The 25,338-nt window shown below is 70.1% G+C and carries 23 protein-coding genes and 2 pseudogenes; 12 read left to right on the top strand and 13 right to left on the bottom strand.

Annotated elements, in window-relative coordinates; all coding sequences use genetic code 11:
- Window positions 1-30 precede the first annotated feature (30 nt).
- On the top strand, window positions 31-396 hold the full coding sequence (locus tag EIZ44_RS24435) for a DUF2203 domain-containing protein (protein ID WP_037816161.1): 366 nt from the start codon (window positions 31-33) through the stop codon (window positions 394-396).
- 29 nt (window positions 397-425) lie between these two features.
- Window positions 426-1,025, top strand: coding sequence for a class I SAM-dependent methyltransferase (locus tag EIZ44_RS24440; RefSeq protein WP_134731424.1), 600 nt, complete (start codon window positions 426-428; stop codon window positions 1,023-1,025).
- Here the strand turns inward: EIZ44_RS24440 and EIZ44_RS24445 are convergent.
- On the bottom strand, window positions 1,022-1,531 hold the full coding sequence (locus EIZ44_RS24445) for a hypothetical protein (RefSeq protein ID WP_134731426.1): 510 nt from the start codon (window positions 1,529-1,531) through the stop codon (window positions 1,022-1,024). The two genes, EIZ44_RS24440 and EIZ44_RS24445, sit on opposite strands and share 4 nt — an antisense overlap.
- Window positions 1,532-1,599: 68 nt before the next feature.
- A pseudogene (locus EIZ44_RS24450) lies at window positions 1,600-2,012 on the bottom strand (DUF2000 family protein).
- Window positions 2,013-2,062: 50 nt separating this feature from the next.
- On the opposite strand from EIZ44_RS24450, the gene EIZ44_RS24455 reads away from it, so the two are divergent.
- The 4 genes from EIZ44_RS24455 to EIZ44_RS24470 all read left to right on the top strand — a co-directional run bounded on the left by EIZ44_RS24455 (window position 2,063) and on the right by EIZ44_RS24470 (window position 4,562).
- Window positions 2,063-2,824, top strand: a complete 762-nt coding sequence (locus EIZ44_RS24455) for an AraC family transcriptional regulator (protein WP_134731428.1) — start codon at window positions 2,063-2,065, stop codon at window positions 2,822-2,824.
- 27 nt (window positions 2,825-2,851) lie between these two features.
- Entirely contained in the window at window positions 2,852-3,433 is a 582-nt protein-coding gene (locus tag EIZ44_RS24460; protein ID WP_037816165.1) for an HhH-GPD-type base excision DNA repair protein, read from the top strand.
- Window positions 3,434-3,535: 102 nt separating this feature from the next.
- Window positions 3,536-4,186, top strand: a complete 651-nt coding sequence (locus EIZ44_RS24465; protein ID WP_037816166.1) for a DUF433 domain-containing protein — start codon at window positions 3,536-3,538, stop codon at window positions 4,184-4,186.
- Window positions 4,176-4,562: a PIN-like domain-containing protein gene (locus EIZ44_RS24470; protein WP_078870583.1), complete on the top strand. Its 387-nt coding sequence runs from the start codon at window positions 4,176-4,178 to the stop codon at window positions 4,560-4,562. The genes EIZ44_RS24465 and EIZ44_RS24470 overlap by 11 nt, the downstream gene beginning before the upstream one ends.
- Window positions 4,563-4,580: 18 nt before the next feature.
- Here the strand turns inward: EIZ44_RS24470 and EIZ44_RS24475 are convergent, their stop codons facing one another.
- The gene (locus tag EIZ44_RS24475) at window positions 4,581-5,225 is read right to left on the bottom strand and encodes a spermine/spermidine synthase domain-containing protein (RefSeq protein ID WP_134731430.1); all 645 of its coding nucleotides are present in this window, start codon (window positions 5,223-5,225) and stop codon (window positions 4,581-4,583) included.
- A 13-nt stretch (window positions 5,226-5,238) separates the two neighbouring features.
- Window positions 5,239-6,429 (bottom strand): MFS transporter, encoded by a 1,191-nt coding sequence (locus EIZ44_RS24480; RefSeq protein ID WP_134731432.1) that lies wholly within the window; start codon window positions 6,427-6,429, stop codon window positions 5,239-5,241.
- A gap of 109 nt (window positions 6,430-6,538) precedes the next feature.
- Between EIZ44_RS24480 and EIZ44_RS24485 the strand changes: the two genes are divergently transcribed.
- The 3 genes and pseudogenes from EIZ44_RS24485 to EIZ44_RS46295 all read left to right on the top strand — a co-directional run.
- Window positions 6,539-6,862 carry an ArsR/SmtB family transcription factor gene (locus tag EIZ44_RS24485; RefSeq protein WP_134731434.1) on the top strand — a complete coding sequence of 108 codons (324 nt, stop codon included), beginning with the start codon at window positions 6,539-6,541 and terminating at the stop codon, window positions 6,860-6,862.
- Between the two features lie 185 nt (window positions 6,863-7,047).
- Window positions 7,048-8,226 (top strand): MFS transporter, encoded by a 1,179-nt coding sequence (locus EIZ44_RS24490; protein ID WP_043835162.1) that lies wholly within the window; start codon window positions 7,048-7,050, stop codon window positions 8,224-8,226.
- An 11-nt stretch (window positions 8,227-8,237) separates the two neighbouring features.
- A pseudogene (locus EIZ44_RS46295) lies at window positions 8,238-8,367 on the top strand (MFS transporter); the annotation flags it as partial.
- Window positions 8,368-8,423: 56 nt separating this feature from the next.
- On the opposite strand, the gene EIZ44_RS24495 reads toward EIZ44_RS46295, so the two are convergent.
- Both EIZ44_RS24495 and EIZ44_RS24500 read right to left on the bottom strand, forming a co-directional pair.
- The gene (locus EIZ44_RS24495; protein ID WP_134731436.1) at window positions 8,424-8,735 is read right to left on the bottom strand and encodes a DUF3017 domain-containing protein; all 312 of its coding nucleotides are present in this window, start codon (window positions 8,733-8,735) and stop codon (window positions 8,424-8,426) included.
- Window positions 8,735-9,589 carry a bifunctional methylenetetrahydrofolate dehydrogenase/methenyltetrahydrofolate cyclohydrolase gene (locus EIZ44_RS24500; protein ID WP_037816426.1) on the bottom strand — a complete coding sequence of 285 codons (855 nt, stop codon included), beginning with the start codon at window positions 9,587-9,589 and terminating at the stop codon, window positions 8,735-8,737. Before EIZ44_RS24500 ends, EIZ44_RS24495 begins: the two co-directional genes overlap by 1 nt.
- Before the next feature lie 265 nt (window positions 9,590-9,854).
- Here EIZ44_RS24500 and EIZ44_RS45625 point away from each other — a divergent pair, with 265 nt between their 5' ends.
- Window positions 9,855-14,504: a TNT domain-containing protein gene (locus EIZ44_RS45625; RefSeq protein ID WP_240691397.1), complete on the top strand. Its 4,650-nt coding sequence runs from the start codon at window positions 9,855-9,857 to the stop codon at window positions 14,502-14,504.
- A 68-nt stretch (window positions 14,505-14,572) separates the two neighbouring features.
- Here EIZ44_RS45625 and EIZ44_RS24515 read toward each other — a convergent pair whose 3' ends face one another.
- The 5 genes from EIZ44_RS24515 to imuA' all read right to left on the bottom strand — a co-directional run bounded on the left by EIZ44_RS24515 (window position 14,573) and on the right by imuA' (window position 20,994).
- Window positions 14,573-15,160, bottom strand: coding sequence for a pentapeptide repeat-containing protein (locus EIZ44_RS24515; RefSeq protein ID WP_037816173.1), 588 nt, complete (start codon window positions 15,158-15,160; stop codon window positions 14,573-14,575).
- Window positions 15,161-15,250: 90 nt separating this feature from the next.
- Window positions 15,251-18,583, bottom strand: a complete 3,333-nt coding sequence (locus tag EIZ44_RS24520) for an error-prone DNA polymerase (RefSeq protein ID WP_134731438.1) — start codon at window positions 18,581-18,583, stop codon at window positions 15,251-15,253.
- Between the two features lie 2 nt (window positions 18,584-18,585).
- A complete protein-coding gene (locus EIZ44_RS45970) occupies window positions 18,586-18,708 on the bottom strand; it encodes a hypothetical protein (RefSeq protein ID WP_276323746.1) in 123 nt (40 codons plus the stop codon).
- Window positions 18,709-18,763: 55 nt separating this feature from the next.
- Window positions 18,764-20,350: a DNA polymerase Y family protein gene (locus EIZ44_RS24525; RefSeq protein ID WP_167754267.1), complete on the bottom strand. Its 1,587-nt coding sequence runs from the start codon at window positions 20,348-20,350 to the stop codon at window positions 18,764-18,766.
- A 50-nt stretch (window positions 20,351-20,400) separates the two neighbouring features.
- Window positions 20,401-20,994, bottom strand: a complete 594-nt coding sequence (gene imuA' / locus EIZ44_RS24530) for a DnaE2-dependent mutagenesis accessory factor ImuA' (protein ID WP_134731440.1) — start codon at window positions 20,992-20,994, stop codon at window positions 20,401-20,403.
- 517 nt (window positions 20,995-21,511) lie between these two features.
- Here imuA' and EIZ44_RS44845 point away from each other — a divergent pair.
- Window positions 21,512-21,682 (top strand): hypothetical protein, encoded by a 171-nt coding sequence (locus EIZ44_RS44845; protein ID WP_167754262.1) that lies wholly within the window; start codon window positions 21,512-21,514, stop codon window positions 21,680-21,682.
- An 898-nt stretch (window positions 21,683-22,580) separates the two neighbouring features.
- On the top strand, window positions 22,581-23,093 hold the full coding sequence (locus tag EIZ44_RS24535) for a GNAT family N-acetyltransferase (protein ID WP_043835171.1): 513 nt from the start codon (window positions 22,581-22,583) through the stop codon (window positions 23,091-23,093).
- Window positions 23,094-23,138: 45 nt separating this feature from the next.
- On the opposite strand, the gene purH is transcribed toward EIZ44_RS24535, so the two are convergent.
- A complete protein-coding gene (gene purH / locus EIZ44_RS24540; protein WP_134731442.1) occupies window positions 23,139-24,701 on the bottom strand; it encodes a bifunctional phosphoribosylaminoimidazolecarboxamide formyltransferase/IMP cyclohydrolase in 1,563 nt (520 codons plus the stop codon).
- Window positions 24,698-25,315: a phosphoribosylglycinamide formyltransferase gene (purN, locus tag EIZ44_RS24545; RefSeq protein ID WP_037816178.1), complete on the bottom strand. Its 618-nt coding sequence runs from the start codon at window positions 25,313-25,315 to the stop codon at window positions 24,698-24,700. Before purN ends, purH begins: the two co-directional genes overlap by 4 nt.
- Window positions 25,316-25,338: the final 23 nt, after the last annotated feature.

Here is a 25,338-nt window from a genome sequence, read left to right on the forward strand (position 1 = left end):
CCGGCGCGGGCCCGGTGAGACTATTTGCAGATGGGATTGTTCACCGTAGCCGAGGCCCGCACCGAGCTCGCCCGGTTGCTTCCCGTGCTCGCCGAGCTGATCCGGGTCCGCGCCGACGCCGCCGAACTCGCCGCGTCGCTGCGCCCGGGCGGGCGGGACACCAGCCTCGGCGGCCTGCCGGAGTGGAAGGCCGCGCAGGCGAGGCTGGACGACCTGATGACCGCGATCCAGGCGACCGGAGCGGAGCTGAAGGGGTTCGCCCCGCTGCTGGTGGACTTCCCGGCTTCGCTCGACGGCGACGACGTCCTGTTGTGCTGGCTCGAAGGCGACCGCGAACTGTCCTGGTACCACCGGGCCGACCTCGGTTTCGCCGGCCGTCGCCGATTGCCCGGATAATCACTGGTCAACCGCACTACGGTGGCTAGGTGAGCACACTTTTCGACGCCGACGCGGCGGGATACGACGAGGACACCTTCCACCCGTATGTGGCCGAGCAGCTGATCGGCGGCCTGGCCCCCAAGCCCACTCTCCTGGTCGACGTCGCCGCCGGCACCGGCGCGGCAGCCTTCGCGGCCCTGCGCCTGGAACCGGCCGCGGTATTCGCGATCGACCTCTCCCCCGCGATGATCGAGATCGCCCGCACCAAGGCCGCCGACCGCGACCCGGACGGCCGGATCACCTGGCAGGTCGGCTCCGCGGTCCCGCTGCCGATCGGCGACGGCGAGGCGGACGCGGTCGTCTGCGCGTCGGCGCTGCACTTCCTGGGCGCGCGCGCCTTGACCGACTGGCGGCGAGTGCTGCGCCCGGGCGGGAAGCTGGCGTTCAGCGTGGTGTCGGCAGAACGCTTCAAGCCGACCGGCAGGTTCGCTGACGTGTTCCCGCGAGACCTGCGCGTCCCGGGCACCCTCGAGGAAGCCGCCGCGCTGGCCACCGACGCCGGATTCAGCTCGGCGAAGGCACAGCACGTGACGCTCGATCAGGGCGACCGGGTACGGCAGGTTTTCGCGGTGTTCGCGGAGGCTTAACGGTGGAAGTGCACCTCGCCGCGGGTAGCCGCGGCGGGGGTGCAGTGCAGGACGAAGGTGACGTCGAGATCCATGACCGCGCCGTCGGCCGCACGGGTTAGGCGGGAGACGGTGAAGTCGGCGGTCGCGTCCGGAAGTGCGCAAGCGCACGTGCCGCCCGCCTGGGACCCGCGGAACGCGATGAAGCTAGGCGTGGCGAGCTGCGGCGAATTCTGCGGCCGGACAGCGGCGTTCGAGTAAGTCCCCTCGTGCAGCTGCTGTCCGGCAGGCGCGCTCAGTTCCAGCCGGGCCCAGTCCCAGCCGTCGGGCGTCTCGGCGTCCACTTTCACCGCGCCGTTGTACTCCCAGGCTGTGACCTCGTCGACGGTCCAGGAAGCACTGCCTTCAAACGCGTAAGCGCCTTCGTCCGAGGTGTAGCCGAACCCGGCCGCCGGATCCGCGTGCGCGGCCGATGCCGTCCCGAACGCGATACCCGTCGCAGCGACGAGCGCCAAGATTCTTCGCATGATTCCCCTCCCCTGGGTCGCTGCCGATCTTGGCAGGATTCCCTGCGCTGCGGCGGAAAATCCCCCATTCAGCCGTGCAGCTGAGCCCCCTTGAGGATCTTGTCCACCGCGTTCTTCGGCCCGTGCACGGCCATCCCCGCCAACGCCAGCTTCTCCGTCGGCACCGCCCGCACCGCCGCGCGATTGTCGACGTCATTGCCGGTCTGGAACAGCTCGTCGGTGAAGATCGAGAACCGCAGACCCCGCGAGAGCGCGCGGCTGTGCGCCACGCGAGCGTCTCCGCGGTGCCGGCGAACACGAGTACCGGCTGGCGGAACATCGGCAGGTACTCGGTGTCGTCGGCGTCGAGGTAAGGCTCGCCGATCAGTTCGGGCGTCGTGTGCGCCACGCCGCTCACCAGGAACGCCGTGACGTTCAGCCGTTGCCACGAGGCCAGGTCGTCCCGCAGCAGCACGGCGATCTTCGTGTCGAATCGGTTCATGCGGGACAGCATCGGCCCGGCACCGCGTGCGGGTCTTGTACGTTTTGAACATGACGGTGTCGGCTTGGTGCCCTCCGGTGCCTGGGATCGCCGAGGCGTTCCACGCCCGGTTCACCGACCACGCCTACCCCGCGCACACGCACGACACCTGGACGCTGCTGATCGTCGACGACGGCGCGATCAGCTACGACCTCGACCGGCACCACCATGGCGCCCTCGGCACGGCCGTCACCCTGCTGCCGCCGAACGTCGCGCACGACGGGCGCGCCGCGACCAGCCACGGCTTCCGCAAACGCGTGCTCTACCTCGACGCCGACGTCCTCGGCGACGACCTGATCGGGGCCGCCGTCGACCAGCCGAGCCTGCCGGATCCGTTGCTGCGCACCAGGATTCACCAGCTGCACCAGTCGCTGACCGAACCGCTGGAAGCCGAAAGCCGCCTAGCCCTGGTCGCCGAGCGGCTGCGCACCCACCTCGGCCGCTTGACGGTGGCGCCGCCCGACCGCAGCCTGGCCGACGACCTGCGCGACCTCCTGGACGAACGCCTGCCCGATTCCCTGACGCTGGCCGACGCCTCCGAGGTATTGGGCGCGCACCCCGTCCACCTGGTCCGCGCCTTCGGCCGCCGTTTCGGGCTGCCGCCGCACCGGTACGTCACCGGCCGCCGCGTCGACCACGCCCGCCGCCTCCTGCTCGACGGCACCCCGCCCGCCGCCGTCGCCACGACCGCCGGGTTCACCGACCAAGCTCACCTGACCCGACACTTCCGTCGCTACCTCGGCACCACCCCGGCCCGCTTCGCACGCGGCTGACCGGGCGGTTTGTGCGAAGATGGCCCCATGCTGCGCGAACTGCACCTGACCGGCGACCCGGCGGCCGACAAGCTGCTCAACGACGACCCGTTCGCCCTGCTCACCGGGATGCTGCTGGACCAGCAGTACCCGATGGAGCACGCCTTCGCGGGCCCGCGGAAGATCGCCGACCGGATGGACGGCTTCTCGCTGCAGAAGATCGCCGCCACCGACGTCGAGGCATTCGTCGAGATGTGCGTCGTCCCGCCCGCGATCCACCGCTACGGCGGCTCGATGGCCCGCCGGGTGCACGCGCTGGCGCTGCACATCATCGAGAACTACGACGGCCGCACCGAAGGCATCTGGCTGGACGGCCGCCCCAAGCCGGACGGCGAAGAGGTGCTGAAGCGGCTCAAGGCACTGCCCGGTTTCGGCGAGCAGAAGGCGAAAATCTTCCTAGCACTGCTGGGCAAACAGCGCGGCGTCGCCCCGAAGGGCTGGCGCGAAGCCGCAGGCGCATACGGCGACCGCGGCTCCCGCCGGTCCATTGCGGACGTGACGGACGCCAAGACGCTGGGCGAGGTGCGCGCGTTCAAGAAGGCCGCGAAGGCCGCGGCTAAGGCGAACTGACTCAGCCTCGCGCGAACACGCGGATCTTGAGCCGCCCGGCAACTGGGCGAACCGATACAGTGGGCTGTGTCGAGGACGAATCCACATCATGAAGGAGGGGCCGTGGTCGACAAGTTCGCCGATCCGCTGCTGACTCCCAAAGAAGTGGCTCGGCACCTGCAGATTCCTCAGTCCACCATGTACTACTGGCTCGGCGAGAAGGCAGACGGTACGCCGCTGGTGCACCGAGTCGAACCGGAACGACATGGCAGGCCGTCAGTTCCGTTTGTCGCCGTGATCGAGGCCTACGTGCTTCGAGCGCTGCGCGATCTCGGACTGACCAAACGAAAGATCCGTGACGCCGCTGCTGAGGTTCGTCGGTCGTTTCACACGCCGTATGCACTGGCGACGAAGCAGATCGCAACCGACGGAGTGGACATCTTCCTCCACTACGCGGACGGGGACCTCGCGCGCGTCGGAGATGGTCAGCGACCGTTCCGCGAGATCATCAACGATTACCTGCATTTCATTGAATGGGACGCTGCGGACGGTTTCGCCGGAAGCCTGCGCCTCCGGCAGTACCCCGATGTGGCACCGGTGGTGATCGACCCACGGTTCGGATGGGGCACGCCCGTTGTCGAGTCGACGAAGGTACCGGTCGACGCCGTCGTCGATCTTTGGCTGGCCGGCGAATCCTTCACCGACGTCGCTTACGAATACGGTCTCACTTCGGAACAGGTCGAAGCGATCTGCAGAGTAGGCCGTGCCGCCTGAGTTTTTCCTCGATCGAGGGCTAGGACGAAGGCTGGCCGAAGAGCTGACCGACCTCGGCTGGATCGTGCACCGAGCAGCCGCGCACTTCCCGGACGATGCCCAACACGTCGCCGACGAGGACTGGCTGGACTACGGCCTGGCCCGGGGATGGTCGCCATTGTGCAAAGACGGCCGGATCAAAGGTCGTGACACGGAACGCGCACCGCTGGAGACGTACGGCGGGGTTCTTTTCTATCTCGACAACCAACGCCTCAGGGTCGACGACATGGTGGCTCGATTCGAGCAGCATCGGCAAGCGATCCACCGGGCCGTAGCACGTGGCGGCCCGCGCGCATACGCAGTCGGTGCGCACAGCCTGCGTGCAACCTGGCCATGACTCGTCAGGCCGTCTGACTCAGCCTCGCGCGAACCAGACCACGTCCGGTTCCCCGCGCGGCACCGGAATCTCCACCACGTCCACCTCGGCGAACCGCTCCCGCAGGCGAGCCGTGAACCCCGGTGCCGCGCCCGCGCTCCACACCGCCAGCACCCCGTCTGGGCGCAGCAGCTGAGACAACCGCTCCAGGCCGGAAGCCGCGTACAGCGACGCATTCCCCTCGGTGACCGTCCACTCTGGACCGTTGTCGATGTCCAGGCACAGCGCGTCGAACGTCTCGCTCGTCGTCCGCAGCCACTCCAGCAGGTCCGCCTCGACCACCGTCACCCGCGGGTCGGCCAGCGCCGCGCCGTGCACCTCGCGCAGCGGACCGGTGCGGTTCCAGGCGATCACGGCAGGTTCGCGTTCCACGACCACGACCTCGGAAACCACACTGTGGTCCAGCGCGGCACGCAGCGAGAACCCGACGCCGAGGCCGCCGATCAGCACTCGGGCGCCGGGTGCGAGCCGGTCGGCCGCTCCGGTCACGAGCAGCCGTTCCGACTCGCCGTTGCGGGTGTCCATCAGGAACATCCCGTTTTCGATCACCTCGAACTCGGCGCCGTCGCGCCGCAGCACCAGTTCGCCGCCGTGCCCGGGCACGGTTTCCAGTACCTCTGCCACGCCCGGCAGCTTCTCAGACCGCGACCTCTTCGCGGACCTCAGCCCGCTTCCGCGCGCCCCAGAAGAACACGACCACCAGCATCGCCGCGGCGGCGAGGATCGCGGCGATCTCCGGCAGGACGGTCGGCCCGGCCGAGGTCAGCACCGCGCCGCCGACAACGCCGGACAGCCCGACACCCAGGTAGATCGCCGACGCGTTGAGCGACAGCGCAAGCCCGGCGTGCCCCGGCGACAACTCGATGAGCCGGTGCTGCAACGGCGGACTGAACGACCAGTTCGCCAAGCCCCACACGAACAACGTGATCCCGGCCCCGACGACGGTCGTCGCGGTGAACGGCAGCAGCACCATCACGGCGGTGAACCCGATGAGCACGATCAGCAGCGGCTTGCGCGCACCCCACCGGTCGGCCGCGCGGCCGCCGGCGAAGTTGCCGATCGCGCCGCCGATGCCGTAGCAGAACAGCAGCACCGTGATCGTCCCGCCGGAAACGCCCGCGGTCGCGGACAGCACCGGCGACACCAGCGTGTAGACCATGAACGCAGCGAGGCAGGCGAGCGTGGTGGTGACCAGTAGCGCGACCACCCGCTTGTCCCGTGCGACCGCGAACCGCTCGGCGAGCCCGACCACCGGCGGCGGCGCGACCTTCGGCAACGCGACCTGCACGCCGATCGCACCGAGCAGCGAAAGGATGCCGACGAACAGAAACGCGCCCTCGTAGCCGAACTGCTGGGAGATCACGCTGCCCAGCGGAACGCCGAAGATCAACGCGATGGTGAGTCCCCCGAACACCAGCGACACAGCTCGTCCGCGACGTTCCGGCGTGGTCAGTTCAGCCGCGACGGCCGTGGCGGCCGGGGTGTAGACGGCGGCCCCGATCGCCGTGACGACCCGCGCGATGAGCAGCGTGGTGTACCCCGGCGCGACGGCCGCGAAGACGTTCCCGACCGCGGCCACCGCGAGCGCGGCGACCAGCAGCGTGCGCCGTTCCCACCGGCCGGTGGCGGCGGCGAACAACGGCGAGCCCACCGCGTACGCGATGGCGAACGAGGTGACGAGCTGCGCTGCGGCCGTCGCGGAGATGTGCAGCTCGGAGGTGAGCGCCGGCAACAGCCCGGCCACGATGTAGCCGCTGGTGCCGACGCCGAAGGCCCCGAACGCGAGCACCGAGTTCCGGGCCGCCGCCGAGGACGAGACGCTGGACATGAATGTTCCCCCAAGGAAACCTGAACGGATAGTTCGACGAACGTCGTAGTTCGATGACGACCGTACACGGACCCGCCGACAATTTCGACAGTCGTCGTACTATGGACGCATGCCCGCCTCTGTGCCCCTGCCGCCGCTCGCCTATCCCGACCGCGACGAGATCACGGTCGAAGCGGTGCTGCGCGCGCTGGCCGACCCGGTCAGGCTGGCGATGGTCCGGCAGCTGGCGAACTCCGAAACGGAGATCTCGTGCAGCGGTTTCGAGGTGCCGGTGACCAAGTCCACACTCACCCATCACCTCGCGACCCTGCGCCAGGCCGGGGTGATCGTCGGCCGCCAGGAAGGCACGACCCGGTACAACTCGTTGCGCCGCAACGATCTCGACGCACTGTTCCCCGGCCTGCTCGACGGCGTGTTGGCCGCGCCCCGCTGACCGGTCGCGCTACGTGGCGGGCCTCACCCGAATACCGGGATGACAAGGCCGCCCTCCATCGGTTCAACTAGAGCGAGACAGCACGACGACGTCGGGGCTGTCTAGTTTTTTGCCCTCGTTCTAAAGCGCTTCAGAAGCCTGGTCTCCAGGCGCTGAGCAATCGTTTTCTCCAGGAAGGGAGAGCCGTGCCCGTCGCGTTGCTCGCGCTCGCAGTCGGTGCCTTCGGCATCGGTACCACCGAGTTCGTGATGATGGGTGTGCTGCCTCTGACCGCCGCGGACTTCCACATCGACATCCCGTCCGCGGGCTACTTCATCTCCGCGTACGCGCTCGGCGTGGTGATCGGCGCGCCGCTGCTCACCGCGCTGGCCGTCCGGTTGCCGCGCAAAACCATGCTGCTGGCGATGATGGGTCTGTTCACGGTCGGCAACGCGCTGTTCGCGCTCTCGCCGAACCAGGACTTCGGCATCGCGTTCCGGTTCCTCGCCGGCCTGCCGCACGGCGCGTTCTTCGGCGCGGGCGCGGTCGTCGCGTCCAGCCTCGCCCAGCCGGGCCAGCGCGCGAAGGCCGTGTCGATGATGTTCATGGGCCTGACGCTGGCGAACGTCATCGGCGTCCCGCTCGGCACGCTGCTCGGCCAGCAGGTCGGCTGGCGCGCGACGTTCGGCGTCGTCGCGGTGATCGGTCTGCTCGCCATTGCCGCCATCGCGAAACTGGTGCCGCACCAGGGCCGCCCGGCCGACCCGTCGATCCGCGGCGAACTCGGCGCGTTCCGCCGCCCGCAGGTGTGGCTGGCGCTGGCGATCGTGATGTTCGGGCTCGGCGGCGTCTTCGCCTGCATGTCCTACATCGCGCCGATGCTGACCGACGTCGCCGGCTACTCGCCCGCCAATGTCACGGTGCTGCTTTCGCTGGCCGGGGTCGGCATGACGATCGGCAACTACCTCGGCGGACGGCTCGCGGACAAGGCGCTGATGCCGAGCCTGTACGTCGCGCTGCTCGCTCTCGCGACCGTGCTCGCGATCTTCACCGTGACCGCACAGGGCAAGGTCGGCGCGGCGGTCACGATCTTCTTCGTGGGTGTCGCGGGCTTCATGATCGGCCCGATGATGCAGGCCCGGATCATGGAGAAGGCGGGCGGCACTCCGTCGCTGGTCTCGGCCGCGGTGCAGTCCGCGTTCAACATCGCCAACTCAATCGGCGCCTACCTCGGCGGCCTCGTCATCGCAGGCGGACTCGGCCTGCTGGCCCCGAACTGGGTCGGCTCACTGCTCGCCGTCCTCGGCGTATCCATCGCCGCAGTGTCCGGGCTGCTGGACCGCCGCGAGGCGCGAGTCCAGAAAGAACTCGCGCTCGCGTCCTGACCGCGCTCGCTCAGGAGGAGGCGGGCGGCACGCCGTCGCGGTCTCGGCGGCGGTGCAGTCCGCGTTCAACGATCGGCGCCTACCTCGGCGGCCTCGTCATCGCAGGCGGACTCGGCCTACTTGGCCCCGAACTGGGTCGGCCCGCCGCGAAGCGCGAGTCGAGAAAGAACTCGCGCTCGCGTCCTGACGGTGCTCGCTTAGGAGGAGGCGTCGAACGGGCCGCCGACGATCGACAGCGAGATGTAGAGCACTGCGGCGCACAACGCGCCGTAGGTGAGGATGTCGACGGCCTTGCCGCGGATCGCGAGCAGTCCGGCGCGCTCCTCCGGCAGCACCGCGCGCAGCACCCCGGCCACTAACAAAGCCACGCCGACCAGCGCCGCGCCCTCGCGCCAGTGGTACTGCAGCGCCCGCACCACAGCCGCCGCCAGCAGCAGCATGATCACCGCGAACGGCACGTGGACTAGCCAGGGACGATCGCCGCGGTGCCGTTGCCCGGTCATCGCCATCAGCGGGCGGCCGCGCGTTCCGCAGCCTCGACCACGTTCGTGACCAGCATCGCCCGCGTCATCGGGCCCACGCCGCCGGGGTTCGGCGACAGCCAGCCGGCCACCTCGGCGACCGCCGGGTCGACGTCGCCGGTGAGCTTGCCCTCGACGTGCGAAACGCCGACGTCCAGCACCGCCGCGCCGGGCTTGACCATGTCCGGCTTGATGATCCCGGGCACGCCCGCCGCGGCGATCACGATGTCCGCGCGGCGCACCTCGGCGGCGAGGTCACGGGTGCCGGTGTGGCAAAGCGTGACGGTGGAGTTTTCGCTGCGCCGGGTGAGCAGCAGACCGAGCGTGCGGCCGACGGTGATCCCGCGGCCGACCACGGTGACCTGCGCGCCGTTCAGCTCAACGCCGTGCCGCTTGAGCAGCTCGATGATCCCGTAAGGGGTGCACGGCAGCGCGCCCGCTTCGCCGAGCACGAGCCGGCCGAGGCTGATCGGCGCGAGTCCGTCGGCGTCCTTCTCCGGGTCGATGCGCTCCAGGACGCGGTTCGCGTCGAGGTGCTTCGGCAGCGGCAGCTGGACGAGGTAGCCGTGGCAGGCCGGGTCCGCGTTCAGCTCGTCGATTACGGCCTCGAGCTTCTCCTGGGAGATGTCCGCGGGCAGGTCGCGGCGGATCGAGTTGACGCCGATCTTCGCGCTGTCCGCGTGCTTCATCTTCACGTAGGAGTGGGAACCGGGGTCGTCGCCGACCAGCACCGTGCCCAGCCCAGGGGTGATCCCCTTCTCTGCGAGCGCGGCCACGCGGGGGCGCAGCTCTGCGAAAATGGCGTTCTTCGTGGCCTTGCCGTCGAGAATCTTCGCCGTCACGGCGGCCATTGTCGCAGAGCCGCCGGAGACTGCCGGTCAGGAGTGGGTTCTGCACTCTGTGTGTCCGCGACACCACCCGATCGGCCCGCGCGTCTTCCGTCGAATCAGCCGTCCCGGGTCTTAAGCTGGAGGGGCTCCGCCGCATCACCCACCCAGGCGTGTGACCCGTGCCATATCGCGTCCGTCGAGGTCAGCGGGCTCGTCCACCGGCCTGAGGGTGGCAAAAGCCCTATGCGGGGTGCGTTCGTGCGCGCGAACAGTCAAAATGTTCTCTGTGGCACAACCGACGACGCAGCTGAACGCGACGGAGCAGGACACTCTGGTCAAGCAGATCGGACTGGCCCTGCTGCGCGCCGCCCCGCGCGACTGGCGCAAAGTCTCCGCGGAGTACCGAGCCGTCGGCAGGTACCACGAGCTGACCGGCGAGATCGTGCTCGAGGACGGCTCCGCACAGGAATGGATCGCGACGCACGACATCGCGACCCTGTTCGGAAGACTCCGCGCGGGCATGTACCGCGACGGCCGCGGCACCTGGTTCAACGCGCGCTACCAGCTGGACCACCCCTCCAGCTACAACCTCGAATACAACCGCGACGAGCCCGGCTGGCACCTCGCCCCGCCGCCGCAGGCGTACTCCGACGAGCTGCGCATGTTCCCGCGCACCGAGGAGAACGTCCCCGAGTGGCTGATCCGCCGGATGTCCGGCCTCGGCCCGGAACAGCCCGGACCGCACTTCCGCATCGCCCGGATCTTCGACACCATCGGCCCGGCAGGCCGCCCGGTGATCAACCGCCCTGACCTGGACGTCGACGAGCAAGACCGGCTGCTGGACTACCTGGACCACGCCCCCGTCGTGGTCCAGGACCGCGGCTACGACATCGACCGTCTCGCCCAGACCCCCGAAGCGACGGTCCCCGTCGCCTTCCACAGCGACGGCCACTGGATCTGGCCGGCCGCGGTCAACTTCTATCTCCGCACGTACGGCGTCTCGCCGGAAGCGGACCTGATCGAGCACATCCGGGCGAACGCGTTCCAGCTTCCGCAGGTGGATGAGCTGACCCTGCAGGGCGCGGCGGCGTATCTGACTCGCGGGAGCCAGACTCCGCAGCAGCGACCCGCTCCCGGCGGACCTGGCGCTGGTGGTCCCGGTGCCGGTGCTCCTAGTGCGGGTGGTCCCGGTGCTGGCGGTCCTGGCTCGGGCGGACCTGGCGCTGGTGGCCCCGGGGCAGGCGGTCCTGGCGCTAGTGGTCCTGGTGTGGGCGGGCCTGGTGCCGGAGCTCCCGGCGCGGGCGGGCCTGGCGCGAGTGGTCCCGGTTCCGGCGGTCCTGGCGGCCCCGGCTCGGGCGCTACTGGTCCCGGTGGTCCTGGCGCGGCTGGTGGGCCAGTCGGTGCTGGCGCAACGGGCGGCCCCGGCGGACCTAACGGCCCTGGCGGCGCAGGCAGCGCCGGTGGGCCTGGCGGTCCGAACGGAGTCGGCGGACCGACTTCGGGCGGCCCCGGCGGATTCGACGCCAACGAACCTGGTTCCGGCAGCCCCAGCGCTGACGGCCCCGGCTCTGGTGGCCATGGCGCAGCCGGAGTCGGAGCAGCCGCCGCCGGACTCGGCGCGGCCGGTCTGGGAGCGGCCGCACTCGGCGCGGCAGGCGAGTCTGGACCAGGAAGCCACGACAACTTCCACCCAGCCGACGACTTCAGCGACCCCGGTTCCGGCAGGCCCGGACCGGGTGCGCCCGGCCCCGACCGACGCGGCCCAGCCGACGAGTTCGACAACCGCGACTCCGGCCGACCGGACAACTTCCACCCCGACGACAACTTCAGCAGGCCTGGCCCTGCGGACCGGCCAGAAGGCACCTTCCGCCCGTCCGAAGACTTCAGCGGGTCTGGCGCAGCCGACCGGCCAGAAGGCGCCTTCCACCCCGACGACAACTTCAACAGGCCCGGCGCAGCCGACCGGCCAGAGGGCACCTTCCGCCCAGCCGACGACTTCGGCGGCCACGAAGCAGCCGGTGGCCCGGAGGGCATCCACCCCGCTGACGAGTTCGGCAGGCCCGGCGCGGCCGACCAACCGGAGGGCGCTTTCCATCCGGCCGAGGAATTCCGCAGGCCCGGCGGATCGGACGCTCCCGGCTTCGACTCGGCGGACGAGTTCGACGGCCCCGGCTCCCGCAGGCCCGGCGCGGCCGGCGGCCCAGGCGGCCCCGGTCCCGATCGGCGCGGCCCGGCTGACGAGTTCGACAGCCGCGATCCCGGCCGAGCGGACAGCTTCCACCCGGCCGAGGAATTCGCCGGTCCCGACGCAACGGACGGCCACGGTTTCGACGACCGCGGCGGCCCGGAAGAGCACTTCGAGCCCAACCGCGGCGCCTCGGACAGGCGTGAGAGGCCTGGTCCGCAGGGTCCGGGCACATCGGACACGCGAGGGTCCGGGCAGGACAGCCCCGGCGGGTCGCACGGACTGGGCGTAGCCGCCGCGGCGGCAGGAGCAGCGGGCGTGGCGGGCGCCGCCGCGAGCGGCACTCGTGCTGAGCACCCGCACGAAGCTGGTTACGACGAGCACCCCGACGCGGCCGGCTACGACGACCAAGCCCACGACGCCGACGGCTACGACCAGCAGGGGCACGCCAACGCTGGCTACGACCAGGCAGCCGGTTACCCGGAGGACTACGACCGCGGCGAAGGCCAGCGCGCCCACGCCGATGGTTATGACCAGCACGACGAGGGTTACGACGAGTCCGCCCACGGCGACTACGACCACGCACCGCACGGTGGATACGACGCAGAGCCGTACGACCAGCACGGGTACGAGGACGCCGCATCTCACGAGGCCGGTGCCTACGCCGAGCAGGGGTACGACGAAGCCGGTCAGCACGGTCATGACGAAGCGGGTTACGACGAACCCGCGCACCACGTCGATGACCGCAACCGCGACGCGGCCGATTACGACGACGCCCACGGGTACGACGACCACCTCGACGCGCACGGGAGCAAGGTTCCCGGCGTCGGCGCGTTTGAGCAGCCCGCTGCTCCGAACACGGAGGACGGCCTGGTCGGCGCGGATGGCCTCATCGGCGCCGACGGCCTCATCGGAGCGGACAACTCCGCCGACGAACCCGCCGCCCCGAACCGGCACAACGCTGAGCCGGACGCAGGTCGGCGCGGCGCGGCACCGGACGACAGCCGTGACCAGGAGGGTGGCCGTCGGCGAGCCCAGCCGGACGCCGAAGCGGACGACAGCCGCCGGGAAGACGTGCGGCTGAACGCCGAGGACGGCGGGCGGCGCAGCGCCGAACCGGACAGCCAGGCCGAACCCGCGGACGAGCGCGGCAGTCACGTCGGCGCGGCTGCGGCCGGGGTCGCCGCGGCAGGCGGGCTGGCCGCGGCCGGGCTTGCCGCTGCCGCGCACGGTCGGAGCCGGGAGAAGGAGGCCGAGGGCCGCCACGGCACCGCGCCGGAGCGTCCTGCGGAGCCGCCCTTCGAGCAGGACTTCGACGGCGGGCAGTACGACCGCTACGACGACGGCCACTACGACGACGAAGACCACACCGAGGTCCACCATGACCTGGTCCCGAGCCGCAACGGCACCGGCCCGGGTCACCCGGACGACGAGGACGACACCGACGTTCACCGGCCGGTCGACGTCGAGAGTGAAGAGCCGGTGCTCTTCACGCACGGCAACGAGCCGTCCCGAGACGACGACGAGCAGCGTGCCGAACTGTTCACGCACTCCAATGGTTTCGAGGACGACAACCGTCGCGAGGCCGAGTACGACGCGGGCCCTCCGACCGCGATGATCATGCCGGGGTCCGAGATCCCCGGCGGGCTTCCGGTGCCGGAGATGCCGGTTCCGCCGCCGTCCGGCGGGCGGCGCGCGGCTCGGGAGCAGGCCGAACCGGCCCCGGTCGCGCGGCGGGAGCAGCCCGCTCAGCCGGAGCTGGCCGAACTGCAGGCGAAGCTCGACGAACTGGACGTGCCCGAGGCCGCGTACCGGCTCGGCGGCCCCACCGAACGCGGCTGGAGCGTCGAGCAGGTGGGCGAAGGCTGGCGCGTCGGCTGGTACGACGGCGAGCTGATCAACCCGGCGGTGTTCGGCGACGCGGAGGACGCCGCGGCGTTCATGCTCGGCAAGGTGCTGCTGTACCCCGACGGGTATGTCGCGGCGGAAGCCCCCGCACCGGCTGAGCAGCCAGTCGCGGACGCGCCGAAGCCGCCCGTGGTGGCGACGTTGTCGCCGGAGGTCGCGACGGGCTCGTTCCCGGTCCGGCCGCGCGAGAACGTGCCGCCGCAGGAGCAGACCGCGTTCACGCCCGCCGATCAGCTGCTGGCCGACGACGAACCGCCTGCCCGGCAGACCCCGCCGCCCGCTCCGCCGACGCAGGTCGCGGCACCGGTGAGCCCCCCGACCCAGGTGGCTCCCCCGGTCAGCGCCCCGCCGACGCAGATCGCCTCGCCGGTCAGCGCGCCGCCCACCCAGGTCGCTCCGCCGGTCAGCCCGCCGCCGCGGCGGGAACCGCCGGTGCGGCGCGAGGAACCGGTGCGCGCCAACGGAACCGGCGGCAGCGGGCAGTGGCCGATCGCGCCGCTGTCCGGGGAACCGCCGCTGACCCTGTTCCGCGGCAAGGAACTGCGCGAACTGCCCGCGGGCAGCGAACTGGACCGCTTCGGCGGCCCGAACGGCAACCTGACCTACGCGGCGGGCACCCCGTTCGAGGAGCGTTCGCTGGTGCCGGAGTGGGTGAACCGGCCGTACCACGTGTACCGCGTGCAGCGGCCGCTCGAAACCCTGGCCGGGGTCGCGATCCCGTGGTTCAACCAGCCGGGCGGCGGGTCGGCGTACCTGCTTCCGGCGAGCATCGAAGAGCTGCTCGCCGAGGGCGACCTGATCGAACTCGACCCGGGCGAACCGCCGATCGACTGAGAAAACCGAAGCTGCGGAAAAGGGGCGGGGCCAGCGGGCTTCGCCCCTTTTCCGTGCCCGGAACCGTGCTACTTGACGACCAAGCCATGGGCCGCGGCGAACGCCACCGCCAGTTCGACGTCCACGTACGCGCCGCGCAAGTCCGACTGCACCAGCCCGTTCGCGTCGACCACCGCACCGCGCAGGTCGGCTCCGGGAAACTTCGTGCCGATCATCCGGGACCCGGACAGATCCGTGCCCCGCAGGTCGGAATCCGTCAGATCCGCCTCGTTGAGGTTCACTTCCCGCATCCGCAGACCGGACAGGTCCAGTTTCCGCAACCGGCCGCGCGCGAACGACGCGAGCGACAGATCGCATTCGGTCAGCGCGATCCCGGTGTAGCGACAGTCCACAAAGGACGAACCAAGCAGCGAGCACGACGACCAGCGGCTGTCGGCGAGCACCGAGCGGTCGAACGTGCAGGAGCGGAACGCCGACGCGTCGTGCCGCGAACCGGCGAGATCGACCTTGGTGAAGTCGCAGTTGTCGAAGGTGCAGCCGCGGGTGCGCAGGTCGCGCAGGTCCGCTTCGGTGAAATCGCAATCCACGAACTGGCGTTTTTCCCACCACTGGCCGGAAAGTCGTGCTTCGGTGTAGTCCTCGCCGGTCTCCGTCACCCGGACAGGATGTCATCCGCCCCGGTGCCGGCTTTGCGACGGGGTGGCTGCGAGCCGCCGGAAGGCGTGTGTCCACGAACTGTCCGCCGGTCATCGGAAGTCCCGCGATCTCGTGGGAATCCGCAGCCTCAGCTGCTCCAGTTTCTGCGCGCGCACGCTCGCGACGCCGTCCGCTTTTTCCAGCACTCCGTGCACCAGCAGCGCCGAACTGCCCCGCGCGATCCGGTGGAACCGTTGCCACAGCCCGAGTGTGCAGATCACGTTCACCATGCCGGTCTCGTCCTCGAGGTTCAGGAACGTGACTCCACCGGCGGTCGCCGGCCGCTGGCGGTGCGTGACCGCTCCCCCGACGAGCACTCGTTCCCCGTCGGACCGGTCCAGCAGCTTGTCGGCGGTGATGACTCCGAGCGCGTCGAGGCGGTCTCGGATGAACTCCGTCGGATAGCTGTCCGGCGAGATCCCGGTGGCCCAGACATCGGCGGCGGCGACGTCGAGCCCGTCCATTCCGGGCAGCATCGGCGCGTCCACGCCGACGCCGGTGCCGGGCAGTTTTTCCGGCCGGTCCTGCGCGACCGCGCCCGCGGACCACAACGCCTGCCGCCGGTCCGGACCGAACGCGCTGAATGCACCCGCGGTGGCCAATGCTTCCAGCTGCGGCGTGGTGAGTCGGACACGCCTGCCGAGGTCGGACATGCTCTCGTACCGGCCGTTCGCCTGCCGTTCCGCCACGATCTCCTTGACCAGCGTTTCGCCGATCATCCGAACGGTGCTGAGCCCGCCGCGTACGGCGTGGAGTTTCCCCTTGTCCGGCAACGCTTCCAGGGTCGCGTGCGGGAGGCTCAGGTTGATGTCCGGGCCGAGTGTGGTGACGCCGTGCCGGCGCGCGTCCGCCACCAGCGACTGCGGCGAGTAGAACCCCATCGGCTGCGCCCGCAGCAGACCCGCGCAGAACGCGTCCGGGTGGTAGTGCTTGAAGTACGCGCTCGCGAACACCAGATGCGCGAAGCTCAGCGCATGGCTTTCCGGGAAGCCGAAGTTGGCGAACGCCTTGAGCTTCTGGAAGATTTTCTCCGCCAGCTCAGCGTCCACCTCGTTGGCGATGGCCCCGTCAAGGAACCGTTTGTGCAGCCGTTCCATCTTCCGCTGCGACCGTTTCGACCCCATCGCGTGCCGAAGCTGGTCGGCCTCGGCCGGGGTGAATTTCGCGACGTCCAGGGCGATCTGCATCATCTGCTCCTGGAACAGCGGCACTCCCAGCGTTTTCTCCAGCGCGTTCTCCAGCAGCGGATGGTCGTAATCCCACTTCTCGCGCCCCTGCTTGCGGCGGATGTACGGGTGCACCGAACCGCCTTGGATCGGGCCCGGCCGGATCAACGCGACTTCCACGGCCAGGTCGTAGAATTTCTCCGGTCGCAACCGCGGCAACGTGGCCAGCTGAGCCCGGCTTTCCACCTGGAACACGCCGATCGCGTCGGCGCGGCAGAGCATTTCGTAGATGTTCTCGTCAGTGAGGTCCAGTTCGGCGAGATCGATCGTCTCGCCCTTGTACTCCTTGACCAGGTCGAGCATGTAGTGCAACGCGGAGAGCATGCCGAGCCCGAGCAAATCGAACTTCACCAGCCCGACCGCGGCGCAATCCTCCTTCTCCCACTGCAGAACGCTGCGGTTTTCCATCCGCGCCCATTCGACCGGGCACACCTGGCTCACCGGTTCCCGGCACATCACCATGCCGCCGGAGTGGATGCCGAGGTGCCGCGGGAAGTCTTCGAGGGCGAAGGCGAGCTGCACGACGTCGTTCGGGATGTCGTGGTCGTGGTCTTTTTCCGTGCTGCGCAAGGCTCCCCAGCGGTCGATTTGCTTGCTCCACGCGTCCTGCTGGCCCGGCGAGTAGCCGAGCGCCCTGGCGGCGTCGCGGATCGCGGAGCGGGCGCGGTAGGTGATCACGTTCGCGACCTGTGCGGCGTTGAGCCTGCCGTGTTTGCCGTAGACGTACTGGATCACCTCCTCGCGCCGGTCGGACTCGATGTCGATGTCGATGTCCGGATAGCCGTCTCGGTCGGGCGCGAGGAACCGTTCGAAGAGCAGGTGGTACTCGATGGGGTCGACCTTGGTGATCTCAAGCGCGTAGCAGACCGCCGAGTTGGCCGCGGAACCTCTTCCCTGGCACAGAATGTCGTGGTCCCGGCAGAATCGCGCGATGTCCCAGACGATCAGGAAGTACCCGGGGAACTCGAGTTTCTCGATCACCTCCATCTCGTGCTCGATCTGCTGCCAGGCCTTGTCCGCGTGGTCCTTGCCCGAGTAGCGCTTCTCGAAGCCCTCCTTGACGATGTTTCGCAGGTGCGTGGTCTCGGTCTCGCCAGGCGGTACGTCGAACGGCGGCAGCTCCGGCGCGAGCAGCTCCAACGGGAAGGCGCATTCCATGCCCAGCAAGGCCGACCGCTGCACCGCACCCGGGTATCGCTGGAAAACCTCCGCCATTTCGTTGCCAGAGCGCAAGAACGCGGTGGCGTCGCCGGGCAGCCAGCCTTCGAGATCGTCGATGCTGCGCCGGGCGCGGATGGCGGCGACGGCGTCCGCGAGCCGGCCTCGTTCCGGGCGAGCATAATGCGCGGCGGTGGTCGCGACAGTGGGCAGCTTGAGTTCGCCGGCCATCTCGGTCAGCAGGTCGTTGTGCGTGCTGTCGAGCGGCTGGCCGTGGTCGATCAATTCGACATAGACCTGGGTTTGGCCGAAGAGGTCGACCAGCCGGCGCAGTTCGGCGAACGCGGCGTCCGCGCCTTCGCGCACCAACGCCGAACGCACGGATCCCTTGCGGCAGCCGGTCAGCACCGCACATTTCCCCGCGACCTCCTCTGCCACGGCGGCCAAGTCGTAGATCGGGCGGCCTTTTTCGGCCCGCTCCACGTCTTCGCCTTCGTGGCCGCGCAACTGTCCGGCGGTAATCGCGCGGCACAGGCTGCGGTAGCCGTCGCTGCCGCGAGCCAGCAGCAGGAGGTGCTCGCCCTCGGGGTCGGCGACACCGTTTTGCGGCGCGGACAGCCCGAAGCTCAGCTCAGTGCCGAACACCGTTGCGACGCCTAGCTCTTTGGCCGCTTCGGCGAACCGGACCACGCCGTACATGCCGTCGTGATCGGTGAGCGCGATCGCGTCGAGCCGCAGCCGCGCGGCTTCCTCCACCAGTTCCTCGGGATGGCTGGCACCGTCGAGGAAACTGAAGTTGGAGTGGCAGTGCAGTTCGGCGTACGCCACTCGCGGCCCGGCTTCCAGGTCGCTGCGCGGCGGCGGGATGTCGGCGGGGCGGCGGTACCCCTCGCGTTTGCGTCCCCACGCGGGACTGTCGCCGTGGTCGCCGGGCGGCATCCCGCCCGACAGCGCCCGCGCGAGGTCCTTCCACGGGACCGGCGGGTTGTTCCAGCCCATCGTCAGTCCATCCGGTTCTCGGGTGATCGGCGGGGTTCCGGGATCAGCAGTGCGACCGGCACCGGGTCGAGCGGGCACGGCGGTTCGACCGGGACGCGGGGCACCGGCAGGTCGTGGTCCATCACGGGCGAATTCCTTTCGTTGTCTCCACCGGGTTTTCGGGTTTCGCGGCAGCTCGGTTCAGTCGTAGCTTCCCTCCACTGTCCACACTGGATTTTCCGTTCCGGAGCAGAGGACGAGCACCGCCTCCGGCGCCTCGTTTTCCCCTGCCGCGAGCAGCAGTTGCAGCCGGGCTTGCTGCGGTCCGGTCGACCGACGGCCCGACGTGGCAGGCCACGGACCGGCCCATCCGGTGATCGGCCGGGGCGGCCCGCCCGCGACGCACAGTCCGTGCGGCGGCGCGGTCAGCCGTTTGCGCGAGGTGAGACCGACTGGCCGTCCTTGCGCGTCGATGACCTGGACTGGCAACGGTTGTTCCAGCACCGTCGCCGGGGACGGGGACGGCAACCGGGCAGGCCACGTGGCGTCCGGCGGTCCGGCAGGTTCCCGCGGATCGCCCCACGGAATGAGCCGGACCCGGCTCGCCGGATCGCGTCCGCCGTCGAGCAGCGGCGTGACCACGCCCTCCGGACCGAGCAGACCTTGCACCCGCACGAACGCACGGCCGGCCCGTTCGGCAGCCAATTCCTCGTCCTCGCCTGGACCGGCACCGGGATCGCTCCCCCGCCACAGCCCCAGCTGCAATGACCTCCCTTCGACGGTCTCTTCCGGTTCGAGCCGCAACCGCGCGACCCCGGCCGTGGGCCGTTCGCCGGGCGCGGCCTTGAGCCAGCCCTCGAACTGCCACCGGACCCGGTCCGCAACCCCTTGCGGCGTAAGTGGTTCCGCACAACGCCAGACGCGACCGAGCTGCTCACCGTTCTCAGTTGTCGCGTATATACCCAATCGAGTGCATGCGAGCCCGCGATCGGCGAGCGCGGCGTGGAACCGCGCGCCGAGTTTTTTGGCCATGAACGCGGCGACGTCCACCCGGGCAAGCACTGGATCGAACGATTCGGCAAGCGACAGTTCCGGCGGCGGACTGCGGCGCAACGGCGGCCGGTCGGACAGCCCCCGGGCCAGTCGATGCGCGAGCACGCCGGTGCGCCCGAACCGAGCGGCCACGTCCCGCTCGCCGAGTTCGGCGAAGGCGCCGAGCGTGCGCAACCCGAGCCGGACGAGCAGGCCGACCAGATCCGCGCGCTCGGCATCCGGCTGGTCCAGCTCAGTCACCGGCAACGGGGCGAGAAATTCGGCGCTCCGCCCAGGTTCGACCAGCGCCCCCTGCCGTGCGGCCAGCGTCGCCGCGAACAGTCCTTCCGCCACGCCGACCTGGCATTCGACTCCCGCCGCCGCGGCCACCTGGTCCACCAGTTTCTCCGCGAGCTGCGGTTCGCCGCCGAAATACCCGGCCGCCCCCGCGACAGGAACCGCGAGCAACCCGGGCCGCACCACTTCCAGCCCGACGACCAGTTCCTCCACCGCCGACGCGACATTCTCGAAAAACCGTGCGTCCCGCGCCTCGTCTACGCCGAACACCGCCAGGTCAGGACACTGGGATTCCGCTTCCCGCCGCCGCATGCCGCGCCGGATGTTCCGCGCCCGCGCGACCGCGGTGCACGCCACGACCCGGTTAGCGTGAAACACCGCCGCCGGCTGGGTAAGCACACTCCCCGCCGCGGCGACGGCAGCGACCGCGGGCCAGTCCGGGCACCACAAGACCAGCATCCGCACGGGATGGCGGCGCGGATCCTTCTGTCCTTTGTGGACGCTTTGGTTCACCCGACCGCCTCTTCCCGCGCCGCGACGCGCTTCTCGCCCCGGGAAACCCGACCGTCCTGGCCAGGAAGAAGCACCGATGCCGACCGAGGCCGCGCTGCTGCACCGCGTCCGCGGGCATGTACTTCGACCGGACGGGAACGGAGGTGTCCGGCACCGTGCTCGAGCACTCCGGTCCAGGTTCCTGGGGTGCAGTGCAGCTCGACGTCGGCGGAAGGCCAGGGCCCCAGCGAAAGCAGCACGGCCCCGCGGTGCCGAGCCCGAGCCGCAAGCCTCCGCGCGACGTCCGGCCGGACTGACCGGGGTTCGGTGACGACGAGGTCGACGCCATCGAGCAAAGCGGCCATCACCGCCGGGTATTCGGCTCCCGGCTGCGGAACCAACGCGAGCCGCGAGACGACGACGCCGTGCTCGGCCGCCGCGACAATCCCCAGCGACGGGGCCCCGACCACCGCCGCCCACGCCCCGGCGGCGGTCACCTCCGCGAGCAACGCGAACAGCAGCGAGGTGGAGTGGTGAACCGCGACGACGCTCCCGCGGCGCAATCCGGCTCCGGGGAGGAGATCGGCCAGTGCTGGAGCCACCGGAAGCATCCGCCCGGCAGCCTGCCCCCAGTCGGCCCGGGAAGCCCGCTCGGCGGCGACGGTGCTGGCAGTGCTGACGCCAGGGAGGGCGGTCAGTTTGGCCAGCGGGTGTGCCGGGTCTGCCGGTGAGGGCGGGTCCGTGGGGCGGAGCCGGGTTGGGGGACGGAGTTTCGAGGGTTCGAGAGGAGTTTCCTGGCTGGGCTCAGTTAGCGGGGTGGGAGGAGTTTCCGGGCGCAGCTGAGACGGCGGGGTGAGCGAGCGAAGACGAGTTGGCGATTCCGATTCAGGTTGAGGCGGCGAATCGCGTTCAGCAGACGAGTGACCCCGATCGGAAGGCCGTAGTGAATCAGGTCCGCTGGACGCGCGCGAGGCAGTACCGGCGGGGCGAAGCTCGCGGCTGGATTCGGCTGATCGGGCCTGCGAACGAAGCTCGGTGGGCGACCTGGCTTCCGCTGCTTTACCGGAGGTGGCCGGTGTCCATGGTTCGAACGCTGTACCCAGCCGGGTGCGGGATCCGTTCTCCCCCATGGAGAACTTCAGGCTGGGGGAACTCGCGGACATCGCGGCGACTGGTGTCCGTTCCTTCGCCAAGGCTTCGAGCGCCGACCACGGCACCAGTACTTCCCACGAGCGTGCCGGCCGCGCCTCCGGCACGCTCGTGGGCGCGGAAGGTTCCGCGGCGGAGAAGATCTCCTGAGATGCCCGCTTCAGCAGAGGTGATTTCCTTGCGGTGCCAAGGAGATCGGTCGTGGCAGGGTCAGCAGGAAGAACTGGAGTGCGCAGGTTTCCGGGCACCGCCGAAGAGTCGCTCGTCGCGGAAGCGGCCTCGGCCAGAGCCACCGCGGTGCCCTCTCCCGACACCGCCCCAGTCAAAGCCGAAGTACTGCTCGCTCCCAACGCCGCTCCGGCCGCTTCCGGAACTCCCCTAGCCCCGGAAGCTCCCGACGCCACCCTGACCGCGGACGAAGAACCGTTCGCCGCCGAGGCTCCCCAAGCCATCCCGGCGACGGCCGAAGAACCACCCGCCGCCGAGACTCCCACAGCCATCCCGGCCACGGCCGAAGAACCGCCCGCCGCCGAGACTCCCGCAGCCAACGCAACAGCGCCGCCCGCCCCCGAAGCCACCCCGGCCAGAGTCGAAGCCTCGCCCGCTTCCCAAAAACCAGCCGAGGCACCGTCCGCGGAAGTCCCCCCAGGCTCACCAGCCGCCCCCGCGGCCGAGAAAACCTCTGCACCTTCCGCGATCTCCGAAGCAAACCCCGAAGAAGCAGCCCCCGAAGCCGCTCCGGTCGTCACCGGTTTCTCCTTCCGCCGGGATTGGCCGACGGTCCGTCCCGGGACAGGTCGTCACACCTGACCCGGGACGGACGCCGGCACACCGCGGGGAAGGCGGTTCCGCATCCTCATCCGTGCGGAAACCGCACGGTCACCCAACAAATCGCACCCACAACACACCACTGCGCCGAACAGTATCGAACACCCGTTCGACACCACCTAGTCTCACCCGCCCTCCCCCGCCTGTCAAGCGCGCACGGAGAAAGAACCCGGAAGATCACCGGACACCAGGAAAACCGCTCTTTACACTGGGAACCCTGATGAAGACAGGACACATCGCCCTGCGGGGTTTCGCCGAAGCTGACCTTCCGGTGCTCGACCGGTTCTCCACGGACCCGGACGGCGCCGGGACCTTCCAGTGGACGAGGTTCACCGGACCGCAGGCACGGCGCCGGTTCGCCGAGGACGGGTTCCTCAGCCCGGCGTCGAGCGCGGTCGCGGTGACTGTCGACTCGGTCGTCGCCGGGATGGCTACCTGGGAGGCGGCCGATCGGGGCGGGCCCGCCGGCGGGTGCTTCCGGGTCGGGGTTGCGTTGCTGCCCGACTATCGCGGCCACGGCACCGCCGCGAAGGCGTACCAACTGCTCGTCGACCAGCTCTTCCGGCACACCCGTGCGCACCGGCTCGAAGCCTTCGTCGACAGCGAGGACGTCGCCGGGCAGCACACGCTCGAAAAGACCGGCTTCCATCGCGAAGGCCTGCTGTGCCAGGTCACCTGGCGCGACGGCGGTTACCGCGACGAGGTCGTCTACGCGATCTTGCGCGAGGGATGAAAAAACCGGCCGGGACCCGAAGGGCCCGGCCGGTCAGCGAAAAACTCAGTGCGCGAAGTGGCGCGTTCCGGTGAGGTACAGCGTGATCCCGGCGGCCTCGGCGGCGGCGATCACCTCGGCGTCGCGGATGGACCCGCCGGGCTGCACGACGGCTCGCACGCCCGCCTCGATCAGCACCTCGAGCCCGTCCGGGAACGGGAAGAACGCGTCCGAGGCACCGACCGAGCCCTTCGCCCGGTCGCCCGCCCGCGCGACCGCCAGCCGCGACGAGTCGACGCGGTTGACCTGGCCCATGCCGACGCCGACGGTCGCCTGTTCGTGCGCCAGCAGAATCGCGTTGGACTTCACCGCGCGCAGCGCACGCCACGCGAACTCCAGGTCCGCCAAGGTCTGCTCGTCGGCGGGCGAGCCGGTGGCCAGCGTCCAGTTCGCCGGGTCGTCGCCGGGGGCGTCGATCGCGTCGGCGGTCTGCACGAGGACGCCGCCGGAGATCGGCCGGAACTCCACCGGGGACGCGTTCTCGATCGCGGGCAGCTTCAGCAGCCGCACGTTCTTCTTGCGCTGCAAGATCTCCAGCGCTTCCGGCTCGAAGTCGGGGGCGAGCACGACCTCGGTGAACACCTCGGCGATCTGCTCCGCCGCCGCGACGCTCACCGGCCGGTTCGTGGCGATCACGCCGCCGTACGCGGACACGGGGTCGCAGGCGTGCGCCTTGCGGTGTGCTTCGGCGACGTCCGCGCCGACAGCGATCCCGCACGGGTTGGCGTGCTTGATGATCGCGACAGCCGGCTCGGAGAAGTCGAAGGCGGCCCGACGCGCGGCGTCAGTGTCGACGTAGTTGTTGTACGACATCGCCTTGCCGTGAAGCTGCTCCGCGTGCGCGAGGCCCGGCTGCGCACCGCGGTACAGCGCCGCCTTCTGGTGCGGGTTCTCGCCGTAGCGCAGTACGTCCGCACGGTCCCACGTCGCGCCGAGGAAGTCCGGGAAGCCGCTGTCGTCCGAAGGCGCGTACGCGTTGGCGAACCACGAAGCGACAGCCGTGTCGTACGCAGCCGTGTGCGCGTACGCCTGCGCAGCGAGCCGCTTGCGGTCCGAGAGCTCGAAGCCGCCCGCGGAGACCTGCTCAAGCACCCACGCGTACCGCGCCGGGTCCACGACGACAGCGACGCTGCCGTGGTTCTTCGCGGCCGCGCGCACCATCGCGGGGCCGCCGATGTCGATGTTCTCGACGCAGTCCTCGAAGCTCGCGCCGGACGCGACAGTCGCCTGGAACGGGTACAGGTTCACCACGAGCAGGTCGAACGCCGCGATGTCGAGCTGCTTGAGCTGCGCGACGTGGTCGTCATTGCTCTGGTCGGCGAGCAGACCGGCGTGCACGCGCGGGTGCAGCGTCTTGACCCGGCCGTCGAACGACTCGGGGAACCCGGTGACCTGCTCGACCGGCGTGACCGGAACCCCGGCGTTCGCGATGACCTTCGCCGTGCCGCCGGTCGACACGATCTCCACGCCGGCCGCGTGCAGGCCGGTCGCGAGCTCGAGCAGGCCGGCCTTGTCCGAGACGCCGATCAGCGCGCGCCGGACCGGGCGCCGTCCCTGTGCTGTGCTCACGAAAACCTCACCTTTCGTCCGTCCACGGTGCACCCACCACGGCCGAGTCGCTCGATCGTTTCAACCAGCAGCCTGCGTTCCACGGCTTTGATCCGCTCGTGCAGGACGTCTTCGGTGTCGTCGGTCTCCACCGGCACCGCCTCCTGGGCGATGACCGGGCCAGTGTCCACCCCGGCGTCGACGAAATGCACCGTCGATCCGGTGACGCGCACGCCCGCGGCCAGCGCGTCGGCGACCGCGTGCATCCCGGGGAACGACGGCAGCAGCGCGGGGTGGGTGTTGATCACGCGGCCCGCGAACCGCGACAGGAACTCCGGCCCGAGGATCTTCATGAAACCCGCGGACACCACGAGGTCGGGCTGATAAGCCGCGACGGCCTCGGCGAGCGCACGGTCCCAGGCGGCCCGGTCCGGATGGTCGGCGACGCGCACGGTGAACGACGGCACGTCCGCCCGTTCCGCCCGCGCGAGCGCCTCGATGCCGGTGCGATCCGCGCCGACCGCGACGACGGCGGCCGGGAACCCGGGCTGCCCGGCCGCGTCGAGCACAGCCTGCAGCAGCGTGCCGGAACCGGACGCGAGCACGACGATCTTCACCGGAGTGGGCAGTTCCAAGCGGCTGGCCAGAACGGGCTCCT

The sequence above is a fragment of the Amycolatopsis nivea genome (assembly GCF_004522235.1).
GTDB lineage: Bacteria > Actinomycetota > Actinomycetes > Mycobacteriales > Pseudonocardiaceae > Amycolatopsis > Amycolatopsis nivea.

Excerpts from the sequence above, each read along its gene's own strand:
- EIZ44_RS24435 (WP_037816161.1), top strand. The coding sequence starts at position 31 with ATGGGATTGTTCACCGTAGCCGAGGCCCGCACCGAGCTCGCCCGGTTG.
- EIZ44_RS24445 (WP_134731426.1), bottom strand. The coding sequence starts at position 1,531 with ATGCGAAGAATCTTGGCGCTCGTCGCTGCGACGGGTATCGCGTTCGGG.
- EIZ44_RS24455 (WP_134731428.1), top strand. The coding sequence starts at position 2,063 with ATGACGGTGTCGGCTTGGTGCCCTCCGGTGCCTGGGATCGCCGAGGCG.
- EIZ44_RS24460 (WP_037816165.1), top strand. The coding sequence starts at position 2,852 with ATGCTGCGCGAACTGCACCTGACCGGCGACCCGGCGGCCGACAAGCTG.
- EIZ44_RS24480 (WP_134731432.1), bottom strand. The coding sequence starts at position 6,429 with ATGTCCAGCGTCTCGTCCTCGGCGGCGGCCCGGAACTCGGTGCTCGCG.
- EIZ44_RS24485 (WP_134731434.1), top strand. The coding sequence starts at position 6,539 with ATGCCCGCCTCTGTGCCCCTGCCGCCGCTCGCCTATCCCGACCGCGAC.
- EIZ44_RS24495 (WP_134731436.1), bottom strand. The coding sequence starts at position 8,735 with ATGGCGATGACCGGGCAACGGCACCGCGGCGATCGTCCCTGGCTAGTC.
- EIZ44_RS45625 (WP_240691397.1), top strand. The coding sequence starts at position 9,855 with ATGTTCTCTGTGGCACAACCGACGACGCAGCTGAACGCGACGGAGCAG.
- EIZ44_RS24520 (WP_134731438.1), bottom strand. The coding sequence starts at position 18,583 with ATGGGCTGGAACAACCCGCCGGTCCCGTGGAAGGACCTCGCGCGGGCG.
- EIZ44_RS24525 (WP_167754267.1), bottom strand. The coding sequence starts at position 20,350 with ATGCTGGTCTTGTGGTGCCCGGACTGGCCCGCGGTCGCTGCCGTCGCC.
- imuA' (WP_134731440.1), bottom strand. The coding sequence starts at position 20,994 with ATGCTTCCGGTGGCTCCAGCACTGGCCGATCTCCTCCCCGGAGCCGGA.
- EIZ44_RS44845 (WP_167754262.1), top strand. The coding sequence starts at position 21,512 with ATGGAGAACTTCAGGCTGGGGGAACTCGCGGACATCGCGGCGACTGGT.
- EIZ44_RS24535 (WP_043835171.1), top strand. The coding sequence starts at position 22,581 with ATGAAGACAGGACACATCGCCCTGCGGGGTTTCGCCGAAGCTGACCTT.